Annotated in this window: 19 protein-coding genes and 2 tRNA genes; all 21 read left to right on the plus strand. The window is 53.8% G+C overall.

Features of this window, described 5'->3' with window-relative positions:
- The first annotated feature begins 4 nt into the window (after window positions 1–4).
- The 21 genes from ACZ5PT_RS09615 (at window position 5) to ACZ5PT_RS09715 (ending at window position 21584) form a co-directional block, all read left to right on the plus strand.
- A complete protein-coding gene (locus ACZ5PT_RS09615) occupies window positions 5–1363 on the plus strand; it encodes a TrpB-like pyridoxal phosphate-dependent enzyme (RefSeq protein ID WP_464266605.1) in 1359 nt (452 codons plus the stop codon).
- A gap of 8 nt (window positions 1364–1371) precedes the next feature.
- Window positions 1372–1989, plus strand: a complete 618-nt coding sequence (locus ACZ5PT_RS09620; protein ID WP_464266606.1) for a phosphoribosylanthranilate isomerase — start codon at window positions 1372–1374, stop codon at window positions 1987–1989.
- Entirely contained in the window at window positions 1986–3182 is a 1197-nt protein-coding gene (gene trpB, locus ACZ5PT_RS09625; RefSeq protein WP_464266607.1) for a tryptophan synthase subunit beta, read from the plus strand. The genes ACZ5PT_RS09620 and trpB overlap by 4 nt, the downstream gene beginning before the upstream one ends.
- A gap of 130 nt (window positions 3183–3312) precedes the next feature.
- Window positions 3313–4581: a DEAD/DEAH box helicase gene (locus ACZ5PT_RS09630; protein ID WP_464266608.1), complete on the plus strand. Its 1269-nt coding sequence runs from the start codon at window positions 3313–3315 to the stop codon at window positions 4579–4581.
- Window positions 4582–4587: 6 nt separating this feature from the next.
- Window positions 4588–5094, plus strand: a complete 507-nt coding sequence (locus ACZ5PT_RS09635) for an SRPBCC family protein (RefSeq protein WP_464266609.1) — start codon at window positions 4588–4590, stop codon at window positions 5092–5094.
- Window positions 5095–5203: 109 nt separating this feature from the next.
- Window positions 5204–5998 (plus strand): tryptophan synthase subunit alpha, encoded by a 795-nt coding sequence (trpA, locus tag ACZ5PT_RS09640; protein WP_464266724.1) that lies wholly within the window; start codon window positions 5204–5206, stop codon window positions 5996–5998.
- Window positions 5999–6071: 73 nt separating this feature from the next.
- A complete protein-coding gene (accD, locus tag ACZ5PT_RS09645; RefSeq protein WP_464266610.1) occupies window positions 6072–6920 on the plus strand; it encodes an acetyl-CoA carboxylase, carboxyltransferase subunit beta in 849 nt (282 codons plus the stop codon).
- A 6-nt stretch (window positions 6921–6926) separates the two neighbouring features.
- Entirely contained in the window at window positions 6927–8207 is a 1281-nt protein-coding gene (locus ACZ5PT_RS09650) for a bifunctional folylpolyglutamate synthase/dihydrofolate synthase (RefSeq protein WP_464266611.1), read from the plus strand.
- A 15-nt stretch (window positions 8208–8222) separates the two neighbouring features.
- Window positions 8223–10280: an LPS-assembly protein LptD gene (locus tag ACZ5PT_RS09655; RefSeq protein WP_464266612.1), complete on the plus strand. Its 2058-nt coding sequence runs from the start codon at window positions 8223–8225 to the stop codon at window positions 10278–10280.
- 144 nt (window positions 10281–10424) lie between these two features.
- Window positions 10425–10742: an FtsB family cell division protein gene (locus tag ACZ5PT_RS09660; protein ID WP_464266613.1), complete on the plus strand. Its 318-nt coding sequence runs from the start codon at window positions 10425–10427 to the stop codon at window positions 10740–10742.
- Between the two features lie 19 nt (window positions 10743–10761).
- The gene (gene argS / locus ACZ5PT_RS09665; RefSeq protein WP_464266614.1) at window positions 10762–12423 is read left to right on the plus strand and encodes an arginine--tRNA ligase; all 1662 of its coding nucleotides are present in this window, start codon (window positions 10762–10764) and stop codon (window positions 12421–12423) included.
- Window positions 12424–12434: 11 nt separating this feature from the next.
- Window positions 12435–13190 carry an SPOR domain-containing protein gene (locus ACZ5PT_RS09670; RefSeq protein ID WP_464266615.1) on the plus strand — a complete coding sequence of 252 codons (756 nt, stop codon included), beginning with the start codon at window positions 12435–12437 and terminating at the stop codon, window positions 13188–13190.
- A 112-nt stretch (window positions 13191–13302) separates the two neighbouring features.
- Window positions 13303–13379: transfer RNA gene (locus tag ACZ5PT_RS09675), tRNA-Met, on the plus strand.
- A gap of 42 nt (window positions 13380–13421) precedes the next feature.
- A tRNA-Met gene (locus ACZ5PT_RS09680) sits at window positions 13422–13498 on the plus strand.
- A gap of 102 nt (window positions 13499–13600) precedes the next feature.
- The gene (gene tilS, locus ACZ5PT_RS09685; RefSeq protein ID WP_464266616.1) at window positions 13601–14950 is read left to right on the plus strand and encodes a tRNA lysidine(34) synthetase TilS; all 1350 of its coding nucleotides are present in this window, start codon (window positions 13601–13603) and stop codon (window positions 14948–14950) included.
- Between the two features lie 129 nt (window positions 14951–15079).
- Window positions 15080–16996, plus strand: coding sequence for an ATP-dependent zinc metalloprotease FtsH (gene ftsH, locus ACZ5PT_RS09690; RefSeq protein ID WP_464266617.1), 1917 nt, complete (start codon window positions 15080–15082; stop codon window positions 16994–16996).
- Window positions 16993–17853 (plus strand): dihydropteroate synthase, encoded by an 861-nt coding sequence (gene folP / locus ACZ5PT_RS09695; RefSeq protein WP_464266618.1) that lies wholly within the window; start codon window positions 16993–16995, stop codon window positions 17851–17853. Before ftsH ends, folP begins: the two co-directional genes overlap by 4 nt.
- An 87-nt stretch (window positions 17854–17940) precedes the next feature.
- Entirely contained in the window at window positions 17941–18732 is a 792-nt protein-coding gene (gene cdaA, locus ACZ5PT_RS09700; protein ID WP_464266619.1) for a diadenylate cyclase CdaA, read from the plus strand.
- A 6-nt stretch (window positions 18733–18738) separates the two neighbouring features.
- Window positions 18739–19458, plus strand: coding sequence for a CdaR family protein (locus ACZ5PT_RS09705; protein ID WP_464266620.1), 720 nt, complete (start codon window positions 18739–18741; stop codon window positions 19456–19458).
- Window positions 19458–20813, plus strand: coding sequence for a phosphoglucosamine mutase (gene glmM, locus ACZ5PT_RS09710; RefSeq protein WP_464266621.1), 1356 nt, complete (start codon window positions 19458–19460; stop codon window positions 20811–20813). Before ACZ5PT_RS09705 ends, glmM begins: the two co-directional genes overlap by 1 nt.
- Window positions 20814–20867: 54 nt before the next feature.
- Window positions 20868–21584, plus strand: coding sequence for a pyridoxine 5'-phosphate synthase (locus ACZ5PT_RS09715; RefSeq protein WP_464266622.1), 717 nt, complete (start codon window positions 20868–20870; stop codon window positions 21582–21584).
- The last annotated feature ends 1 nt before the right edge of the window (window position 21585 follow it).

The raw sequence follows: 21585 nt of genomic DNA on the forward strand, positions 1-21585 counted from the left end.
GCAGATGCAAGCCACTAAAATTATTTTGCCCGAAGATCGTATTCCGAAACAGTGGTACAACATTATCCCTGATATGCCGGGAACGATGGCTCCGGTTATTCATCCGGGAACCCTGCAACCGGTGACCCCGGACGATCTGTTGCCGTTGTTTCCGATGGACTTGATTGAGCAGGAGGTTTCTACCCAGCGTTGGATCGATATTCCTGACGAAGTCCGCCAAATTCTCGCCCAGTGGCGCCCGTCGCCGATGTTCCGCGCCCATCGTCTGGAAAAGGCGCTCGGCACACCGGCGAAGATCTATTACAAGTACGAAGGGGTCTCTCCGGCCGGTAGTCATAAACCGAATACTGCTATCCCGCAGGCCTACTATAATATGCTGGCCGGAACCAAGCGGATCGCCAGTGAGACCGGCGCCGGGCAGTGGGGCTCATCGATTGCCCTGGCCTGCCAGATGTTCGATCTTGAATGCACTGTTTATATGGTCAAGGTCTCCTTCCAGCAGAAGCCGTACCGCAAAAGCATGATGCAGTTGTGGGGCGCTGACGTTGTGCCTTCGCCGTCGAACCTGACCAATTCTGGCCGTGCAGTTCTTGCCGCTCATCCCGAGAGTAACGGCTCCCTCGGTATTGCCATCAGTGAAGCGGTTGAAGATGCCGTCACTCATGATGATACCCGCTACTGCCTCGGCAGTGTGCTCAATCATGTCTGCCTGCATCAGTCGGTGATCGGTCTGGAAGCAAAAGAGCAGATGGAAATGGTCGGTGATTACCCGGATGTGGTTATCGGTTGTCACGGTGGTGGTTCCAACTTTGCCGGTCTCGGCTTCCCGTTTGTTGCTGATAAGGCCAATGGCAAGGATGTTCGTATTCTCGCCGCCGAGCCGATCTCCTGTCCGACCCTGACCAAAGGGGTTTATGAGTTCGATTACGGTGATCAGGCCAAAATGGCGCCGATCTCCAAGATGTATACCTTGGGCCACGATTTCATGCCGCCAGGAATCCATGCCGGTGGGTTGCGTTACCACGGTGCTGCGCCGCTGGTTTCTCAGTTGCTTGATGCTGGTATCATTGAGGCCAAGGCGGTCGGTCAGGTTGAGTGTTTCGAAGCGGCGGTTCAATTTGCCCGTTCTGAAGGGATCATCCCGGCCCCCGAGTCTTCCCATGCCATCCGTGCCGCCTTCGATGAGGCGCTGCAAGCCAAGGAAGAAGGCAAAGAGAAGACCATCCTGTTTAACCTCTCCGGGCACGGTCATGTCGATATGGCGTCCTACGATGCTTATTTTGCTGGTGGCCTGGAAAATTACGAATATCCGAGCGAGGCAATTCAGGAATCACTTGCCCGTTTGCCGAAGGTTGACCTTTAGGAGCTGAAGTGGCCAATGTTCGAGTAAAAATTTGTGGGATCACTAATGTGGAGGATGCTTTGCAAGCGGTCGAGGCCGGGGCTGATGCCCTCGGGTTCGTCTTTTATGCCAAGAGTCCGCGCTTTGTCAGTCCGCATGAAGTACAAAAAATTATTGCCGAGCTACCTCCGTTTGTAACCACGGTCGGGCTGTTTGTTAATGAGCCGATCTCGCGTATCCGCCGGACCATGGCGGCCGCGCGACTTGACGTGGTACAGTTGCACGGTGATGAACAACCGGACGATTGCCTGATTGAGCCGCTGCGGGTGATCAAGGCGTTACGCGTTAAGGATGCAGCTTCATTGGAAGGGGCGGGTCGCTATCAGGTTTCAGCCCTGCTGCTCGATGCCTGGTGTGATGACGCTTTCGGTGGCACCGGCAAGCAATTTGATTGGCAACTGGCCAAGCGTCTCGCTGGTAAGCAACCCTTGGTTTTGGCCGGAGGGCTGACCCCGGAAAACATCATTGATGCGGTGCGACTGGTCAAACCGTACGCGGTGGATGTTTCCAGTGGTGTTGAAGTAAAGCCGGGCAAAAAAGATCATCAGAAAGTGGCAGAGTTTATCTGCCGAGTGAGGAACGCATGAGTTATCAGTCCCCCGATGAGCGGGGCCACTTCGGTGAGTACGGTGGTCGTTACGTCGCAGAAACCCTGATGCCGGCTTTGCTGGAACTGGAAGAAGCCTACGCCGAAGCCAGGCAGGATCCGACCTTTCAAGCAGAGATCGACTACTATCTGAAAAATTACGTTGGCCGCCCGAGCCCGCTCTATTATGCTCAGCGCTTAAGCGAAGAGTTGGGTGGGGCGAAGATCTACCTGAAGCGAGAGGATCTCAATCACACTGGCGCGCACAAGGTTAACAACACCGTAGGTCAGATTTTGCTCGCCCGCCGCATGGGAAAAAAGAAGGTGATCGCCGAGACTGGTGCCGGCCAGCATGGCGTCGCCACCGCCACCGTCGCCGCTCTGTTTGGCATGGAGTGCGAAATCTTCATGGGCAAGGAAGACATCCGCCGCCAGGCACTCAACGTCTTTCGCATGAAACTGCTCGGCGCCAAGGTCCATGAGGTGACCAGCGGCACCGCCACCCTCAAGGATGCGATGAATGATGCCCTGCGTCATTGGGTGACCCATGTTCGCGACACTTTCTACGTTATCGGTACCGTCGCTGGGCCACACCCGTACCCGATGCTGGTGCGTGATTTTCAGGCAGTGATCGGTGAGGAATCCAAGCAGCAACTGCAGGAAACCGAAGGGCGTCTGCCCGATGTGGCAATCGCCTGCATCGGTGGTGGCTCCAACGCGATGGGCACCTTTTATCCCTTTATTGAGGATACTTCTGTGCGGCTGATCGGCGTTGAGGCGGCCGGGTTGGGGGTTGATACCGATAAACATGCGGCTTCAATTTCCGCCGGGGTGCCGGGCGTGCTGCACGGCAACAAAACCTATCTGCTGCAGGATGAGGATGGCCAGATTAATCACGCCCATTCCATTTCTGCCGGTCTCGATTATCCCGGTGTCGGGCCGGAACACGCACATCTTAAGGATCTGGGGCGCGCCGAGTATGTGTCGATTACCGATGACGAGGCGCTGGAAGCTTTTCAAAAACTGACCCGTATTGAGGGCATTATCCCGGCGCTGGAATCTGCTCATGCGATTGCCGAGGTCATGAAGTTGGCGCCGACCCTGCCGAAAGAGCAAATCTTACTGGTTTGTCTGTCGGGGCGTGGCGATAAGGATATTCACACCGTGGCCGATGCGCTGGCGGTGAAATTTTAACGACTGATGAAAACACCCGCATGTTGCGTTGCCGTTTTGCCGAGTCGCTGCGAAACGGCAACGTCTTGCTTGCAGGTCCTTTTGATCTGTCTTAACGCTTGTGGTTTGAAGCTGCGAGCCAAGGAAAAATATGAAATTTAACGAACTGAACCTTCCTGAATCTGTTTTGCAGGGGGTTCGTGATGCTGGTTTTGAAGCCCTGACTCCGGTGCAGCAGGAATCGATCCCGCTCGCTTTGCGCGGCAAGGACGTCGCTGCCCAGGCGCAGACCGGAACCGGCAAAACGGCCGCTTTTTTGATCGCTCTGTTTTGCAAGCTGCTCAGCAGTGATAGGGGGACCAGTAACAACCCGCGGGCGCTGGTGATGGCACCGACCCGCGAACTGGTGGTGCAGATTGTTAAGGACGCCGAACTGCTCGGCAAGCACACCGGACTGAAGGTCCAGGCAATTTTCGGTGGCATGGATTACGAAAAACAGCGCCAGGCGTTGCGCGATGGCGTTGATATTATCGTTGCCACCCCGGGTCGTTTGATCGATTATTCCAAGCAGCGGGTCTTCTCTATGAACCGCGTTGAGGCGCTGGTTATCGATGAGGCCGACCGGATGTTCGACATGGGTTTCATCAAGGATCTGCGCTACATCCTGCGTCAGCTACCTTCCTATGATAAACGCCAGACGATGCTCTTTTCGGCCACCCTCTCGCCACAGGTTATGGAACTTGCTTACGAGTTTATGAACCTCGCGGAAAAGGTGCAGATCGAACCGGAGAAGATGACCGCCGATAACATCAAGCAGACCCTCTATCATGTCACCCGGCGTGAAAAGTTCGCCCTGTTGCTCGGCCTGCTCAAGCAGGAAGACGATGTTGAGCGGGTGATGCTGTTCGTCAATATGAAGGTCGAGGCTGAGCGGCTCAATGCTCTACTCAATGCCAATGAGATCCCCAGTGCCGTCCTTTCCGGCGATATTCCGCAAAATAAGCGCATGCGGATTCTTGATCAGTTCAAGCTTGGCAGCTTGACCCATTTGGTTGCCACCGATGTCGCCTCGCGCGGTATTCACGTTGATAACGTGACCCATGTCATTAATTACGATCTGCCGCAGGATCGCGAGGATTATGTCCACCGTATCGGTCGCACCGCGCGCGCCGGGGCGAAAGGGCAGGCGATCAGTTTCGCTGACGAAGAGACGGTTTATGTGCTGGACGAAATAGAGGATTACCTCGGCAAACGCATCCCCAGCGAGGTGCCGCTTGATGAGGATTTCTGTTTCAATTACAAGCGCGCCGTGCCGAAGCGCAAGAAGCCACCGGAGAAGAAACCGATCGGTGAGCAGAAACGCCGTCGGCCGCCTCGGCGCCGCAAGCCCACAACCAAACCCGCCGAGACTCCGAAGTAGCGGCAAATGCTGAAAAAGCTGCTGATTGCTTTTTTGTTGCTGGGGGCAGGTATGGCGCTATTGTTGGCCACCAGTTCCGACAGCAATTTCACGCGGCAGCGTTCACAGTTGCTGGCCCAGCCGGTGGAGAAGGTTTGGCCACTGCTGATTGATGTCGATGGTTGGCAGCATTGGTGGCCGGGGGTGGAGCAGGTCAAGTTGCTTGGTCCGTTGCAGGTGGGAACCCGAATCGAGTTGCACCTGAAGGGTGTGCTAGAGGGGAATTCGGTAGAATTGACCGTTTTGCAATCGCCCCGGTTGTTGACCTGGCAACGCCAGGGGATGTTCGGCAGCAGCGCTGAAACGACAGTTCAACTGGCAGTAAAGCCAGATGGTACCGAAGTCTCTATTATTAATTCCATTGTCGGACCGCAGGCCAGGTTAGCGAGGCTGAGTACGGCTGAAAGCTTTGAGCAGTATCAACAGCTTTTTCTGAAATCTCTCGAGCTCAAGTTAGAGGAAAAATTGCAATAGCAGGTTGTGGGAGAAAAGGATTGAAACCGACTGCGCGAACGATTAGACTGCCCCTTTTGGGGCTGATCAATTAAAGGTCTAGCCAATTAGTTGCTGTGAAATGGATACGATGACACGGATAGACAAGACATTTGCCGCTTTGCGACAGAGGCAGGAAACGGCGCTGATCCCCTTTTTGACTGTCGGGGACCCCGATCTCTCCACGACTGTAGAGCTGATCCGCACTCTGGCGAACAATGGTGCCGATCTGATTGAATTGGGAGTTCCTTTTTCCGATCCGATGGCCGATGGCCCGACCATCCAGGCTGCTTCTGAACGGGCCTTAGCGGCAGGAACAACAGTGGCGAAGGTTTTGCAAGTGGTCGCCGAAGTCCGCAAGGATTGTCAGGTGCCCCTGGTGTTGATGGGGTATTACAACCCGATCTTCCGCTACGGCGCCGAGCGGTTTGCCGCAGATGCTGCAGCAGCTGGAGTTGATGGCCTGTTGTTGGTTGATCTGCCGCCGGAAGAAGTAGGCGAGATCAGTGGGGTGATGAAAAAGGCAGGAATCGCCCTGATCACCCTCTTGGCTCCGACTACTCCGCCGGAGCGGATGCAAAAACTGGCTGCGGCGGCTGAAGGGTATCTCTATTACGTTTCGATGACCGGAGTGACCGGAGCACAGAAGGTCGTTCCCGACGATATCCGTGTGGCAGTCGAGACGCTCAAAGGGATGAGTAATGTCCCGGTGGGGGTTGGTTTTGGAATTACCACGGCTGAGGATGCACGGGCGGTGGGTGAATTTGCCGACGGAGTTGTGGTCGGCAGTGCCTTGGTTAAAATCATAGCTGACTATGCTCAGAGTGAAGAACTGTTGCCGCGGGTCGGCCAGTTTATCGCAGAACTGAAACAGGGGCTGGCCTAGTTGGCTGGCTGATGCACGTCGACCGATTTTGTCGGCGGCGATGACGTGTGCGTAACACACAAAAGGATGCTTCATGGTCTGGTTTCGGAAGAAAAAAGCACTGACCGCCTCTGCGGAGAAAAAGAAGGTTCAGGTGCCGGAAGGTGTTTGGACTAAGTGCAAGAATTGTCAGGAGATTATCTACGCCAAGGAAATCGAACGGAATCTGAATGTCTGCCCCAAGTGCGACTATCATTTCCGTATCGGTGCCCGTGAGCGGATTGAACTGGTGATCGATGAGGGAACCTTTGTTGAGATGGACCCGCAGATGGCTTCGGTCGATTTTCTCGATTTCAAGGATTCGAAAAAATACAAAGAGCGGATCAAAGCGGCCGTAAAGAAATGTGGCGACGGCGACGCGGTTATCTGTGGCACTGGCGATCTTGAAGGACTGCCTGTTGTGGTCGCGGTGTTCGACTTTGCTTTCATGGGCGGTAGCATGGGCTCGGTGGTTGGTGAAAAAATCACTCGCGCCATCGAAAAGGGGCTTGAAACCAGGGCTCCGGTGATGATTTTTTCCTCCTCCGGTGGGGCGCGGATGCAGGAGAGTATCCTCTCGCTGATGCAGATGGCTAAGACCAGTGCCGCGCTGGCTAAATTAAAGGCAGCCGGTATCCCGTTTATTTCGGTCCTGACCGATCCAACCACCGGTGGCGTTACCGCTAGTTTTGCCATGCTTGGTGATTTGAATATTGCTGAACCGCGTGCGTTGATCGGGTTTGCTGGGCCGCGGGTTATTGAGCAGACGATTCGCCAGACGCTCCCGGATGGGTTTCAGCGTTCCGAATATCTGCTCGAACATGGCATGGTCGATATGATTGTGGCGCGCAGCGAAATGAAACAGCGTCTGTCGCAGGCCCTGCGGATTTTCACTAAAAGTTAGTTTCGGATGGGTGATAGCTACCAAGCGAGCCTTGACTACTTGTACTCGCTGCAGCTGTTCGGCATCAAACTAGGGCTGGAGAATATCCGCACGCTCCTTGATCGACTCGGTAATCCGCAGCGGAAGCTGCGGATTATTCATATTGCCGGTACCAACGGTAAGGGCTCGACTGCCGCGGCTTTGGCCAATATTTTCAAGGCGGCTGGCATCAAGGCCGGACTTTATACCTCGCCGCACCTGCATCATTTCACCGAACGGGTCCGGGTCGATACCCGGCAGATCAGTGAGTCCGAGGTCGTCAGCATCACTGAGCAGTTGCGACCACATGCGCAACAGTTGCGGACGACCTTTTTTGAGTTCACGACAGCATTGGCGCTGGTCTACTTTCAACGTTGTGGGGTTGAATGGGTCATTCTGGAAACCGGTATGGGGGGGCGTCTGGATGCGACCAACGCAACCCTGCCGGAACTTTGTCTGATAACGCCGATTGCACATGATCACAGCGCTTATCTGGGGGGAACTCTGGCCGAGGTGGCGGCGGAAAAAGCCGGCATTTTTAAGCCGGAAGTGCCGGTGATCAGTGCCCGTCAACATCCGCAGGTGCAGCAGGTTCTGCTGGACCGAGCGGCAGAACAGAATTTGCCGTTGTTGCAAGCCGGGTGGGACTATGAATGGAGTTCCGCGGCCGCTAAATTTTCCTTTCATGGTTTCGGCTGTGCATTGCCCGATCTGCAACCGAAACTGGTCGGTCGCCACCAACAGCAGAATCTTGCTCTGGCGCTCGCGGCGGCAGCTTGGTTGAACCGTAGCGGGGTGGACATCTCTCCGACGGCTATGCGGCAGGGAATAGAGCAGGCCCGCTGGCCGGGCCGGTTGGAGTGGTTGCCTGACAATATTTTGCTCGATGGGGCGCATAATCCGGCCGGTGCCCAAGTGCTCGCTGACTACCTGCGCGAGCAGAATATCGCGAACCTTCATCTGGTGGTTGGGTTGAAGGCGGATAAGCAGCTGAACGATTTGTTGTTGCCGCTATTGCCTTTTGTCGAACGTTTGTATGCCACTCGTCCGCCGGTAGACGCGGCGATCGCACCTGAAAAACTGGTGCAACTGGCGACAAAGTCGGGTATTGTGGCTCAGGAGTACGCTGAGCCAGAAGCTGCAGTTGCCGCTGCACGTGAAAATCGGCAGGCCGGGCAGGTTCTGCTGGTTGCAGGTTCATTGTTTCTGGTGGCTGCTGTCCGGGAAGTGTTATTGCCAGCCGCTGAATTGTTATCAATTGCTGATTGATTTGGGCTTTATGTCATGTTGTTGCGTCTTGTTGCCATCTTTATCGTTTTGTCTTGGCCGTTTATTGCGGCGGCGGACTTGGGCCAGCTCGGTGATTCAGAAGTTCCTGTTAACCTCGAAGCGGATCAGCTGACTTATGATAAGGTCAGCGGGCGCTATCAGGCCAGCGGTAATGTTCTGCTGACACAGGGCGAAATGGAGGTCCGCAGCAGGATTCTCTGGTGGAATCAGACCAGCGGTGACGTTGAGGCAGAAGGGGCGGTCGAGCTGACCACTCCTTCTGAAACGATGACCGGCAGTAAAGTGCAGTATAATCTGCAAAAGGGAACCGGAACCGTTGATGACGGTCAAGTTTTTCTCCAGGAGCAGAACCTCCATATCCGTGGTAAGCAGATAGAGCGGCGTGGCGAGTTTGATTATCGGATTACCGAAGGCACCTTTACCACCTGCGATGGTGATGTCCCCTCCTGGAAGTTTGGCGCCGAGCAGCTTGATGTGACCCTGGCCGGCTATGCAAGGGCCAAAAACGCGGTCTTTTATCTCAAAGATATCCCTTCTTTTTACGTTCCTTACATCCTTTACCCGGTTAAGACTGAGCGTGAATCAGGATTATTAACCCCTCGGGCCGGTTATTCGGAGCGGCGCGGATTTCAGTATAATGGCGCTTACTATCAGGTCCTCGGATTAAACCAGGATGCCACTCTTTATTTCGATTATCTTTCAGAAATGGGGCTCGGCAAAGGGTTGGAATACCGTTACATCTTTGGTAAGGCGACCGCTGGCGAGGCGCTTGTCTATCATATCGACGTCGATACTGTCGACGGAGAGCCGGTTGATGAGCAGCGTTATGCCCTTGAATGGCAGCACGATGGTATCTTGCCTGGCGGCGTCCGAATGGTCGCTGATGCCCTTTATGTCGATGATGACGACTACTTCGAGGACTTTGGCGAGCAGGCCGAGGAATACAATAAGGATAAGGTTGAGTCAGTTTTGTCGTTGAGCAAAAACTGGGGCAAGTACAATCTGGTCGGTCAGTTCAAGTACACCAAGGATCTTGAGGGCGACAATTCAAAAACTTTGCAACTGTTGCCGCGAATTACCTTTGATGCCTCCCGTCAGCGGATTGGCGAAACCGTTTTCTATTACGAACTGGAATCAGAATACACGAACTTTTGGCGAGATGAGGGACTGCGTGGCGAGCGGATGATGGTGCGACCGAATTTGTCAGCCAGTCTGCAGTTGTGGGATGTGATCAATATAACCCCGGAAGTGGCCTATCGTGATCGTTATTATTGGGGATTAAGTGACGGCTCTGATGACGAGCAGGAAGGGATTGTCGAATTTTCGACCAGGGTCTCCACCCGCTTGCAGCGGGTTTACGAACAACCGATTGGGCCGATCGACAAACTGCGCCATAGCATTGAACCGGAGGTGACCTACAAGTACACTCCGGGACTTGACCAGAATCACCTGCCCAGTTTTGACAGCGATGACCGCATTGCTGAGGCAAACCTTATTGAATACTCTCTGGTGCAACGCTTTACGGCTCGTTTTGATCAGGATGAGGGCGGTGCAATTTATCGTGACCTTGCTTACCTACGGCTGTCACAGAGTTATAATCTGCTCGAAGAGGCAGAAGATGAACCCTTTTCGGACATCCGTGGGGAGTTGACTCTGTTGCCGACCGACTGGTCCAGTTTGCGGCTCGACAGTACCTTCGATATCGATCAGGGCGAATGGAGCAAGTACTCTGCTGAGGCTGATGTCCACGATCAGCAGGAAAATTCACTCAGCGTCAATTATCGCAATGACCGAGATCAGGATATCGATTATGGTTCGCTGAAACTGGGGGTAGCTTACCTCAAGCCCTTCTTCGTCAGCTATGAAAAACGTTATGATTTCGCTGAAAATCAGCAACTGGAAGATGTTCTAGGAGTTGAGTATCGGCAACAGTGTTGGAGCGCTTTGTTTACCTTCCGTGAAAACGATACCGACCGTTCGGTGATGGTCTCCTTCATCATGAAGGGGATAGGGCCGGTTGGTGGTGTTAGTGGCAGTTTGTTAGATCGCTGACCCTTGCCGTTTCACCAAGTGGATGCGATACACCCCGTTGATGCCGTCTGTTTTTTCTGAACTTAATTTTCTGCAGATTAAGTGTCTGGTTTGATGGGGGTTTACTCCTTTTTTTATAGCGTAATATACTGTTTGGAGGTTTGGTTGGCGCCTGCCCGTGAGCCGGCATCGACCGGTAATAAAAATCTGATCACAGTTTGGTTGTTGGTGGTTATTCTACTGATGTTAGGCTACGCTATTTTTGGTGACCGTGGCGTCGTGCGGATCATGAAGACAGAACGGCAGAAGCAGGAGTTGGCCGCTCAGTTGGCAGACCTGCAGCAGGATCGGCAACAACTGCGTGAAGAGATCGACCGTTTGAAGCATGATAGGGATTACTGGGAGCAACTGGCCCGCAAGAAGCTTGGTATGGTCCGTGAGGGAGAGTTGATTTATCACCTTCCGGCCAAGGATAAATTATGAGAAAAGGCAATTTCCACCGATGAAAGATCAGTTAAGACAGGCGATAAAAGCGGCGCTACAGCAGTGTTATGACAATGGTAGCTTGACCTCCGGGGAAATGCCGCAGGAAATCCAGCTGGAGGTGCCGAAAAATCCTGACCACGGTGATTTCTCCAGCAACCTTGCGATGACTATGGCCAAGGCCGAGCGTAAAGCTCCCCGGCAGATTGCCGAGGCCCTGGTCGCGGCAATGCAAGGACATTCTATTTGCGACAAAATCGAGATTGCCGGGCCCGGCTTTATCAACTTTCGGCTAGCGGCGAACTGCTGGTACGAGGTGCTCGATCAAGTGATGAGCGCTGGTGCCGAGTATGGCCGCAGCCAGGTCGGCAAGGGGACTAAAATACAGGTTGAGTTTGTCAGCGCCAATCCGACCGGTCCGTTGCATATCGGTCACGGGCGTGGGGCGGTGGTTGGCGATGCGCTTTCTTCTGTGTTGCAGGCCGCCGGATTTGAGGTCCAGCGCGAATACTATGTCAATGATGCCGGCAATCAAGTTAAGACTCTCGGCCGCTCAATCTTGATGCGTCTGCGTGAATTGCAAGGCCAGCCTATTGATTTTCCTGAGGATGGTTATCAGGCCGAATATGTCCGTGAACTGGCTGCCAAATTGCGGGCCGAAAAGGGCGAGCTGAGCGATCTTCCGGACGATGAGGCGATTGACCTTTGTGCCCGTTTTGGAGTGGAGGAAGTTCTCGTCTGGATTGCAACTGACCTCAAAGTTGTCGGTATCGATTTTGACAATTGGTACAGCGAGAAGAGTCTCTACGATCGCAATCTGGTTGATGATGAGTTAGTCAAGCTCAAAGAGAAGGGCCTCTCCTTTGAGCAGGATGATGCTCTCTGGCTGCGTACGACCGAGTATGGTGACGACAAGGATCGCGTGCTGATCAAGTCGGATGGTAGTTATACCTACTTTGCCTCCGATGTCGCTTATCACATGGAGAAATTCGAGCGCGGCTTCGATCGGGTCATTGATGTCTGGGGTGCCGATCATCACGGTTATATCCCGCGCATGAAGGCGATGTTGGCGGGACTTGGTCATCCACCCGAGGATCTCGAGGTCTTGTTGATTCAGATGGTGAACCTGTTGCGCGACGGCCAGCCCTTTACGATGGGCAAGCGGTCGGGAAATTTTATTACCCTGCGCGAGGTTATTGACGAAGTTGGACGCGATGCCTGCCGGTTCCTGTTCTTGGTCCGGCGCTGCGATAGTCAGCTTGATTTTGATTTGGAGTTGGCCAAGCAGCAAAGCAGTGATAATCCGGTATACTACGTTCAATATGCACATGCCCGTGTCTGCAGTATCAATCGCAATGCCGCCGACGCTGGTGTGACTCAGCCGCTTACGGGGTCTGTTGATCTCAGCAAGCTGGAGCTGGATGAGGAGCTGGCTCTGGCTAAGCAGTTGGCGCGTTTCGAAGAGTTGATTGTCGGTGCGGCCCTAAGCTATGAGCCACACCGAGTGGTTTTTTATCTGCAGGATCTGGCAGCGCAATTTCACAGCTATTACAATCGACAGCGGGTACTTGTTGATGACGCGGCCACGGCCCAGGCGCGACTTTATCTTGTCAACTGTGTCCGCATTGTTCTGGCTAACGCCCTGCATTTGCTTGGCGTGTCGGCCCCGGAAAAAATGTAAGGGGATTTATGATGGCGACAACAAAAACCCGGACCGAGCGGCGGATGGAGAAAAAGCAGGCACTGCTTTTACTGGTGCTGGTGCTGGCGGTTTCTCTGGCCAGTTTTACCCTCGGAGTTGTAGTCGGTCGACGTGGAGTCGAGCGCGATTTAGCGTTAAAACAGCAGGCCGCCGAAAAAATCCTGGTGGCCAAGGCTCCGACGCAATCGGTAGCGGGCGCAGCCCCTCAGGCTGAACAGCAAGTCGCAGAACAGGCTCCGCTTACGTTGCCGCAAGAGCAACCAGCCGGAGATCCCAAGTTGACTTTTTATGATAGTTTGGCCAAGGAGGATACTGCACCGCTTGGCAGTGGCATCAACCTGCCGCCAGCTACTGCTGTTGTGGCAAAGAAAACGACTCAGCCGCCGATCAATTTGCCGGATGTGCCGATTGTAAAAAAAACCACCCCGACCGTTACCCTCGCCAAGGTTGCTTCGGTTGAGGCAATGTCCATAGCGGCAGAGTCGGCGGATCTGCCAGCGAGTGATCCGAAAGGCGACTTTGCTGTGCAGGTTGGCTCTTTTGCGGCTGCGGGCGATGCTGGTGCTTTTCGGCAACGTCTAATTAGCAAGGGGCTGCCGGCATTTGTTGTTGAAGCTGACCTGGGTAGTAAGGGGCTCTGGTACAGGGTTAGGCTTGGCCCGTATGCTGATGCTGCCGTTGCCAAAGAGGTCCAGCTGTTGGTGGAGAAAAAAGAACAAATCAAAGGATTTATCTCGCACCAGTAAAAAGAACAGGCGCTCGCTTTGGGCTGAGGGGAGACCATTGTCGTTTGCGGCGGCTGGGGGTCTTTTTTTGCTTGACATTTTTCGGGTGGAGTACTATTTTCCTGCCTCGTGTCGCGGGATGGAGCAGTCTGGTAGCTCGTCGGGCTCATAACCCGAAGGTCGGAGGTTCAAATCCTTCTCCCGCAACCAAAGCCGATCCCTCCGGACAGGAGGTTGACGATAAAGCAGTTCGGCGGTGTAGCTCAGTTGGTTAGAGCATGCGGCTCATATCCGCAGTGTCCGGAGTTCGAATCTCTGCACCGCCACCATCATCAAGCCCTTCCCGGTATCGGGGAGGGCTTTTTGTTTTCTGTTTGAATTCTGCCGGGCACATTTCGTCTTTTCCTTCATCTTGCCTAGGGCGCTTCACTATGCAACATCAGCTTGAACGCCAGATCCATGCAGCTCACTTTGCCGCGGGGGCGGGCCTGTTGGTCGCTGTCTCCGGTGGTGTCGATTCGGTGGTGCTGCTACACATGCTCTGCTCTGCTGCTAGCCGCTTTGATTTGCGCCTGCAGGTCGCCCATCTCGATCATCAAATTCGTCCCGAAAGTTCACATGATGCCGATTTTGTTCGGCAGCTGTGTGCCGAATGGCAAATCCCTTGTTTTGTTGAGAGCTGTGATGTGCCCGCCTTGGCTACGACCGGGAAGCTGAGCCTGGAGATGGCGGGACGGCAGGCCCGACGCGAATTTTTGTTGCGCAAGGGCGGGGAGGTCGAGGCAGTTGCGATTGTTCTGGCTCATCATCGTGACGATCAGGTGGAGACCTTTTTCCAGCGGCTGCTGCGAGGGAGTGGGACCAGCGGCCTTGCTGCGATGCAGGCACGGTGTGGGCTCTGGTGGCGGCCGTTGCTCGATTGCCGGCGGGCAGAAATCATGGCTTATGCCGAGGGCCATCAAATTGCCTGGGTTGAGGATGCCAGTAATAAGGATCCGATCTATCTGCGCAATCGTTTGCGTCATCACGTGTTGCCGCAGTTAAGGGAGATCAACCCCCAACTGGATGAGCGGTTGAGCGAGCTGTGTCGGCAATTACGGGCTGATGAAGATTACTGGCAGCGACAGGTTGCAGAAGTTCTCCCCGGCTTGGTGATTTCTTCGGATGATGGTTTGCGACTTGATCGTCAACTGCTTTTGGCTTTGCCGGAAGCCCTGCGGGGACGTGTGCTGCGTGAGGCGTTGCGTCAGGTTCGAGGTGATTTGCGGCGGCTTGAAGCGGTCCATTTGCGAGCGGTTACGGATATGTTGCTGGGGGAGCGAAGTCAGGCTCAGCTCGATCTGCCCGGTTGCTGGGTCGCGCGGCGTTACGGAAGTCTCTGGCTGCGGAAAGAGGCTGCAGTGGCGCTACCCTCCTATAGTCTGTCGCTATCCGTTCCGGGCGAGTTGCAGCTGCCCTGTGGTCGAACCTTGCGAGCTCTGTGGCGGGATGAGGTGGGAGACGAATCTTTACGGGTTGCCGAATTTGACCATGCTGAGTTGTGTGGCCCCTTGCGGATTCGGAGTTGGCAGGCTGGTGATCGTTTCGTGCCGCAAGGCATGGCTGGCAGTAAGAAGCTCAAGCGCTATTTTGGCGACCAGAAAATCGAGTTAGAGGAGCGCTCCCAGGTGCCGTTGCTGGTTTCGGGCGCCACGATTTTGTGGCTGGCCGGAATGCGCCGCTCCTGCCATGCCCCCGCCGCTGCCAACTCAAGGAAAATCTTGCATTTGGAGCTGCTTTGATGAAAGGGAAAAAGAGGACAAAGCCCTTGTGAGTCGGCCCTCTTTATGGTAATTTTTTCTGCCAGTTCAGTTATTTTATTTTGTCGATAAGTTTTATTGATATCGTCTCTAAACTCCATAGGGGGTAATGTGAGCCAATTCCAGAAAAACCTAGCTTTGTGGCTGGTCATTTCTCTGTTGATGATCATGCTGTTCAACATGATGACCCAGCGTGAAAGTGAACAGAAGCCGATTAACTACACTGAGTTTTTGACTGCTGTCGATTCGGGCCAAGTGACCAACATCACGATGCAGGGATCGCAGATCAACGGCGTTTACGAAGATGGTGTCAAGTTTCAAACCATCGCTCCGCCGGATATGCAGTTGATTCCAGAATTGAAAGAGAAGGGCATCATCATTGAAGCCAAGCCGGTTGATGATCAGGGCTTCTGGTTTACCCTGCTGATCTCCTGGGGGCCGATCCTGTTGCTGATCGCTGTCTGGATTTTCTTCATGCGTCAGATGCAGTCTGGTGGTGGTAAGGCGATGAGCTTTGGTAAAAGCAAAGCCAAGCTGCTGACCGATACCCAGGGGCAAGTGACTTTCAAGGATGTGGCCGGTGTTGATGAGGCCAAGCAAGAACTTGAAGAGGTTGTTGAATTCCTACGTGACCCGAAGAAGTTTACCAAGCTGGGCGGTAAAATTCCTAAGGGTGTTCTGCTGGTCGGTGCTCCAGGTACTGGTAAAACCTTGCTGGCCCGTTCCGTGGCTGGTGAAGCAGGGGTGCCTTTCTTTACTATCTCTGGTTCCGATTTTGTCGAGATGTTTGTTGGTGTTGGAGCCAGTCGTGTTCGCGACCTGTTCCTGCAGGGCAAAAAGAATGCTCCCTGTATTATCTTCATCGATGAGATCGATGCTGTCGGTCGTCATCGGGGGGCCGGTCTGGGTGGTGGACACGATGAGCGTGAGCAGACTCTCAATCAGTTGCTGGTCGAGATGGATGGCTTTGAATCGAACGAAGGGGTTATTCTGGTCGCCGCAACCAATCGTCCTGATGTTCTTGACCCGGCGCTGCTGCGTCCGGGCCGTTTCGACCGTCAGGTCGTTGTGCCGCGTCCCGATGTTAAGGGCCGCTTGAAAATTCTGCAGGTTCACTCCCGTAAGGTACCGATGGATGAATCGGTCGATCTCCGTGTGATTGCCAAGGGAACCCCTGGTTTTTCAGGTGCCGATTTGGCCAACCTGATTAACGAAGGTGCTTTGTTGGCTGCCCGTTCCAACAAGACTACGGTCGGCAGGGACGATATGGAGTCGGCCAAAGACAAAGTGTTGATGGGCGCCGAGCGTCGCTCGATGGTGATTACCGAAGAAGAGAAACGTGTCACCGCTTACCATGAGGGTGGACACGCGCTGATCTCGCTGCTGACCCCGGGCTCCGATCCGGTGCATAAGGTCTCAATAATCCCTCGCGGTCGGGCCATGGGCGTCACCATGTATATGCCCACCGAAGAAAAATACAACGAAACCGCGATGGGCCTGAATATCCGTATCCGCTCCCTGCTCGGTGGTCGGGTTGCCGAGGAATTGACCTTCGAGTCGGTCACCAGCGGCGCCAGTAACGATCTCGAGCGAGTTACTGCAATTGCCCGTAAGATGGTTTGTGAGTGGGGCATGAGCGAAAAAATTGGACCCCTAACCTTCGGCGAGAAAGAGGGCGGGGAAGTCTTTCTCGGTCGCGACATGGGCCATATGAAAAATTACAGCGAGGCTACGGCAGTTGATCTGGATAACGAAATCCGTCGTATCGTGCTCGATAACCTTGCCGTCACCCGCAAGGCGCTCAACGAACATCAGCCACAGTTGATTGCTTTGTCAGAAGAGTTACTGGAAAAAGAGACCCTCGAAGGTGCTGAAGTGCGGGCAATTGTTTTTCCTGATGGAGTGCCTGATTATCTGCAACCGAAGGTGGTTGCAGACCCTTTCGCCTCTGACGAGGCAGGGGCTGCTGCAGAGGAACCGGCAGTTACGGCCGCTTCTGAGCCCGCACAGGAGACGCCAGAGGCGTGACACCGTTGCTGGCGCGGCAGTTGCGCGGGCGTGATTGCCTGCTCGATTTAAGCCGCCCCTGCATCATGGGGGTGCTCAATGTCACCCCCGATTCCTTTTCCGATGGCGGTCGCTATGTCGACCCGCAGCAGGCCTTATTGCAGGGCTTGAGGATGGAGAAGGATGGTGCTGACCTGCTTGATATTGGCGGGGAAAGCACTCGTCCGGGGGCGCTTCCAGTGCCCGAGGGCCAAGAGTTAGAGCGGGTCATTCCAGTGATAGAGGCATTGCGGCGAGAGACTGCGTTGCCGATTTCGATCGATACAAATAAGGCGTCGGTGGCTCGCGAAGCGATGGCCGCCGGCGCCAACTTTATTAATGATATCAGCGGTCTGACGTTTGATCCGCAGATGGCCGAGGTTGCGGCCGGGACTTCGGCGGGACTGTTTCTTATGCATACCCGTGGTCGTTCAGCGGTTATGCAGCAGGATACCGGATATCGGAATGTGCGTGAAGAAGTGCTGGGTTGTCTGCAGCAAAGTATCGATACTGCTCTCGCGGCCGGCGTTGAGCTGGACCGGTTGGCGGTCGATCCCGGTATCGGGTTTGGTAAAGGTGCGCTCGGTAATCTTGAACTGTTACATCATCTAAGAGACTTTCACCGTTTTGGCTGTCCAGTTCTGCTCGGGACATCGCGGAAAAAAATTATTGGTCAGATCCTCGATCGGGATGAACCGCTGGAGCGGTTATCTGGGACTCTGGCGACGGTTGCTCTTGGCGTTGAACAGGGGGTGCAACTATTCAGAGTCCATGATGTGCGCCCGGCTTGTGACGTGGCATTGGTTGCTTGGGCTATTCGTGAGAAAAAACTTCCCTAAGTCTCTCTTTTTTCTGTTTTAGAGCAGGTTTTATTGTTAACGTTTCTGCTATTCTAATTTCCCTCTGTCCGGTCGGTGGGCACTGCAATGTTTGATGTGTTTGCTAATATACGTCTTCTTGATCTGCTCGATATTAGTATCGTTGCATTTATCATCTATCGGATCATCTTTCTGATCAAGGGAACCCGGGCGGTGCAGATGCTGCTCGGTCTGGCGGTCATTCTGGTTGTCTACCTTGCTTCGCGGGTTGGCGACCTGCATACCCTCAATTGGTTTTTAAGTAATTTTCTTTCTTCGATTATCCTGGTCATCGTGGTTATCTTTCAAAGTGATATTCGTCGCGCCCTGATGCATGTTGGCCGAAACCCATTTTTTGGCGGAATGACTTATCGCGAGGAGTCAGAAGTCATCGATGAACTGGTTAAGGCTTGTGTGGCATTGGGTAACCGTAAAATCGGTGCGCTGATCGCTATCGAGCGTGAAACCGGGATTAACGATATTCTTGAATCGGGCGTTGCTGTCGATGCCCGTGTCTCCAATGAGCTAATCCGGGCGATTTTTATGCCGACCTCGCCGATTCATGACGGTGCATTGGTGATCCAGCAGGGGCAGTTAAAGATGGCCGGTTGTTTTCTGCCGTTGAGCCAGAGCCGCGATATCAGCAAGGCGCTCGGAACGAGGCACCGTGCCGCTATCGGCATGACCGAGTTGGCGGATGCCATCGCCATCATTGTTTCCGAGGAAACCGGAAAGATTTCGGTTGCTGTTAATGGTGGTATCACCCGCAACCTGGATGCCACCAGTCTGAAAAAGGTTCTCGGGCGGTTGCTGGAACCACGTAAAGCCAAGAGCAAGACTAAAAGTAAGAAGAAGGGGTGAGCGGCAATGTTCAAGCTGTTGACAGAAAACTGGACATTGAAGCTGATCTCGCTGATTTTTGCCGTGGTGCTGTGGATGTTTATTATGGGCGAACGTCGGCTGGAAGTCGGCTACCGAGTTCCGCTGGAGTTGCAGAATATTCCGGCAGAACTGATGGTCGCCAACGAAATCCCCAGCCTGGTGGACGTCCGTGTCAGTGGCCCGCGCACTCTCCTGATGAAGGTTAGTCCCAACGACATCAGCATTGTTGTCGATCTGGCTGATTTACAACCTGGTTTGACGACCTTTAAACGCTTGGAAGAGCGACTTAACTTGCCGAGCGGTTTGCGGGTCACCCGTCTTTCTCCGTCTTTTATCGATCTTAAGTTGGAGCGGATAAAACAGAAACGGGTGCCGGTAAAAATTGCCCTGACCGGGGAGCCATTGCAGGGCTATCAGGTCGGACGCGTCAGTGCCGTGCCGGGGAGAATTGTTATTGAGGGGGCTGAGTCAGAACTGAAAAGCGTCAGCGAAGTGACCACTGATCCGGTCGATCTCAACGGGGTCAATGAGGGTTTTTCGTTGATTGTGCCGCTGGTTCATCAGGGGAACTATACTTATTTTAAGGTTGAAAAAACGACTGAGGTACAGGTGGAAATTCAGGCTGTGGACCTTCCTGTGGACGTGGATACGGAAAATCTGGAACAGCAGAAATCTGAAGTAAATTCAGAAGGGGATAAGCTTTGATGGAAAAGAGACTGTTTGGTACCGACGGGGTGCGCGGTGTTGCCAATATCGAACCGATGACCACCGAAATGGCAATGCAGTTGGGCCGCGCGGCCGCTTATGTTTTTAAAAAGGACAAGAGCCGCCATCGGATTGTGATCGGTAAAGACACGCGACTGTCCGGCTATATGCTCGAAAATGCCATGGTGGCGGGGATCTGCTCGATGGGAGTAGATGTCCTGCTGGTCGGGCCGTTACCGACCCCTGGGATCGCATTTATTACTGCGTCTATGCGGGCTGATGCCGGTGTCGTGATCAGTGCGTCACATAATGCTTACCAGGATAACGGCATTAAGTTTTTTTCTCACGATGGTTTCAAGCTGCCCGATGAGCTGGAATTGGAAATTGAGGACCTGATTCTTAACAACCGTTTGGATGATCTTCGGCCGGTTGCCGATGATGTTGGTAAGGCCTACCGCATCGATGATGCTATCGGCCGCTATATTGTTTATCTGAAAAACACCTTCCCGCGTGATCTCGATCTGCAGGGTTTGCGGATTGTTCTCGATTGTGCTCATGGTGCTGGCTACAAGGTTGCCCCGGCAGTTCTGGAGGAGCTGGGTGCCGAAGTGATCACGCTTGGTGTGAAGCCGAACGGCGTTAATATCAATGAGGGGTGCGGCTCGTTGCATCCTGAGGTGATGGCGGAAAAAGTGCGTGAATATCGTGCCGATTTGGGAATTGCCCTCGATGGCGATGCCGACCGGGTTATCTTCGTCGATGAAAAGGGTCTCGAGGTTGATGGCGATCACATCATGGCGATCTGCGGCACCGAACTGCTCAAAGAAGGTAAGCTGAATAAAAAGACTGTGGTCGCCACGGTGATGAGCAATATGGGGCTGGATATTGCCATGACTAAGGCCGGCGGGAAGGTCGTCCGGACCGGAGTCGGCGATCGTTACGTGGTCGAAGAAATGCGTAAAGAAGGATACAACTTGGGTGGTGAGCAGTCGGGACACATGATTTTTCTCGATCACATTACCACTGGAGACGGGACGCTATCAGCGTTGCAGGTTCTGGCGATTCTCCAGCGCAGCGGCAAGCCTTTGTCCGAACTAGCAAAGGTCATGACCTCTCTGCCGCAGGTTCTGGTCAATGTACGGGTGCGGGAAAAAGCAGATTTGGCCGATATCGCTCCGATCAAGCAGGCTATCGATGAGGTTGAGGCAGAGCTTTCCGGCAAGGGCCGGGTGCTAGTTCGTTATTCCGGCACTGAGCCCCTGTTGCGGGTTATGATCGAAGGTGAAAATCAACTACGAATTGTCGAACTGGCCGATAGTGTGGCTAGTGCGGTTCGTGAGCATCTCGGCGCATAATTGAAAACAACGCTATAATAATTATTCTTGTTACTGTGTCTAGGAGCAGAAGTTTTGGCCAAACTAGGAATCAACGTCGATCATATCGCAACAATCCGTCAGGCCCGTGGCGTCGCTGAACCAGACCCCGTCGCCGCGGCCATGCTGGCCGAGCTGGCTGGTGCTCACGGCATTACCGTTCATTTACGCGAAGATCGCCGTCATATCCAGGATCGGGATGTCGAAATCTTGAGGAAGACGATTCAGACCCGACTCAATCTGGAAATGGCGCTGACCGAAGAGATGGTCAGTTTTGCATTGAAACTGTTACCTGATGCAGTGACCTTGGTTCCCGAAGGACGTCACGAGTTGACCACCGAGGGGGGCTTGGATGTCAACCTGCTGCGTTCAACGCTGAAACAGAAAATTGTCCTGCTCAAGCAGGCTGGGATTGTTGTCAGTCTGTTTATTGAACCCGACCTGGAACAGATCAAGGCCAGCCACAAGGTTGGAGCGGATTATATTGAGATTCATACCGGCACCTATTGTGAAATGCGTACCGATGCTGACAAGCGCGAACAATTGCAGCGGATCGAATTGGCGATCAGTGCCGCTCGTAAACTGGGACTTGGGGTTAACGCTGGGCATGGTCTCAATTATCAGAATATTGCCCCAGTGGTAGCCTTGAAGGGGATTGAGGAATTTAACATCGGTCATAGCATCGTCGCCCGCGCTTCTCTTGTCGGTATGGAGCGAGCGGTGCGTGAAATGCTGGAACTGTTGAAAGGTTAAC

The sequence above is a fragment of the Desulfuromusa ferrireducens genome (assembly GCF_055389805.1).

Excerpts from the sequence above, each read along its gene's own strand:
- ACZ5PT_RS09615 (WP_464266605.1), top strand. The coding sequence starts at position 5 with ATGCAAGCCACTAAAATTATTTTGCCCGAAGATCGTATTCCGAAACAG.
- trpB (WP_464266607.1), top strand. The coding sequence starts at position 1,986 with ATGAGTTATCAGTCCCCCGATGAGCGGGGCCACTTCGGTGAGTACGGT.
- ACZ5PT_RS09630 (WP_464266608.1), top strand. The coding sequence starts at position 3,313 with ATGAAATTTAACGAACTGAACCTTCCTGAATCTGTTTTGCAGGGGGTT.
- ACZ5PT_RS09635 (WP_464266609.1), top strand. The coding sequence starts at position 4,588 with ATGCTGAAAAAGCTGCTGATTGCTTTTTTGTTGCTGGGGGCAGGTATG.
- trpA (WP_464266724.1), top strand. The coding sequence starts at position 5,204 with ATGACACGGATAGACAAGACATTTGCCGCTTTGCGACAGAGGCAGGAA.
- accD (WP_464266610.1), top strand. The coding sequence starts at position 6,072 with ATGGTCTGGTTTCGGAAGAAAAAAGCACTGACCGCCTCTGCGGAGAAA.
- ACZ5PT_RS09650 (WP_464266611.1), top strand. The coding sequence starts at position 6,927 with ATGGGTGATAGCTACCAAGCGAGCCTTGACTACTTGTACTCGCTGCAG.
- ACZ5PT_RS09655 (WP_464266612.1), top strand. The coding sequence starts at position 8,223 with ATGTTGTTGCGTCTTGTTGCCATCTTTATCGTTTTGTCTTGGCCGTTT.
- argS (WP_464266614.1), top strand. The coding sequence starts at position 10,762 with ATGAAAGATCAGTTAAGACAGGCGATAAAAGCGGCGCTACAGCAGTGT.
- ACZ5PT_RS09670 (WP_464266615.1), top strand. The coding sequence starts at position 12,435 with ATGGCGACAACAAAAACCCGGACCGAGCGGCGGATGGAGAAAAAGCAG.
- tilS (WP_464266616.1), top strand. The coding sequence starts at position 13,601 with ATGCAACATCAGCTTGAACGCCAGATCCATGCAGCTCACTTTGCCGCG.
- cdaA (WP_464266619.1), top strand. The coding sequence starts at position 17,941 with ATGTTTGATGTGTTTGCTAATATACGTCTTCTTGATCTGCTCGATATT.
- ACZ5PT_RS09705 (WP_464266620.1), top strand. The coding sequence starts at position 18,739 with ATGTTCAAGCTGTTGACAGAAAACTGGACATTGAAGCTGATCTCGCTG.
- glmM (WP_464266621.1), top strand. The coding sequence starts at position 19,458 with ATGGAAAAGAGACTGTTTGGTACCGACGGGGTGCGCGGTGTTGCCAAT.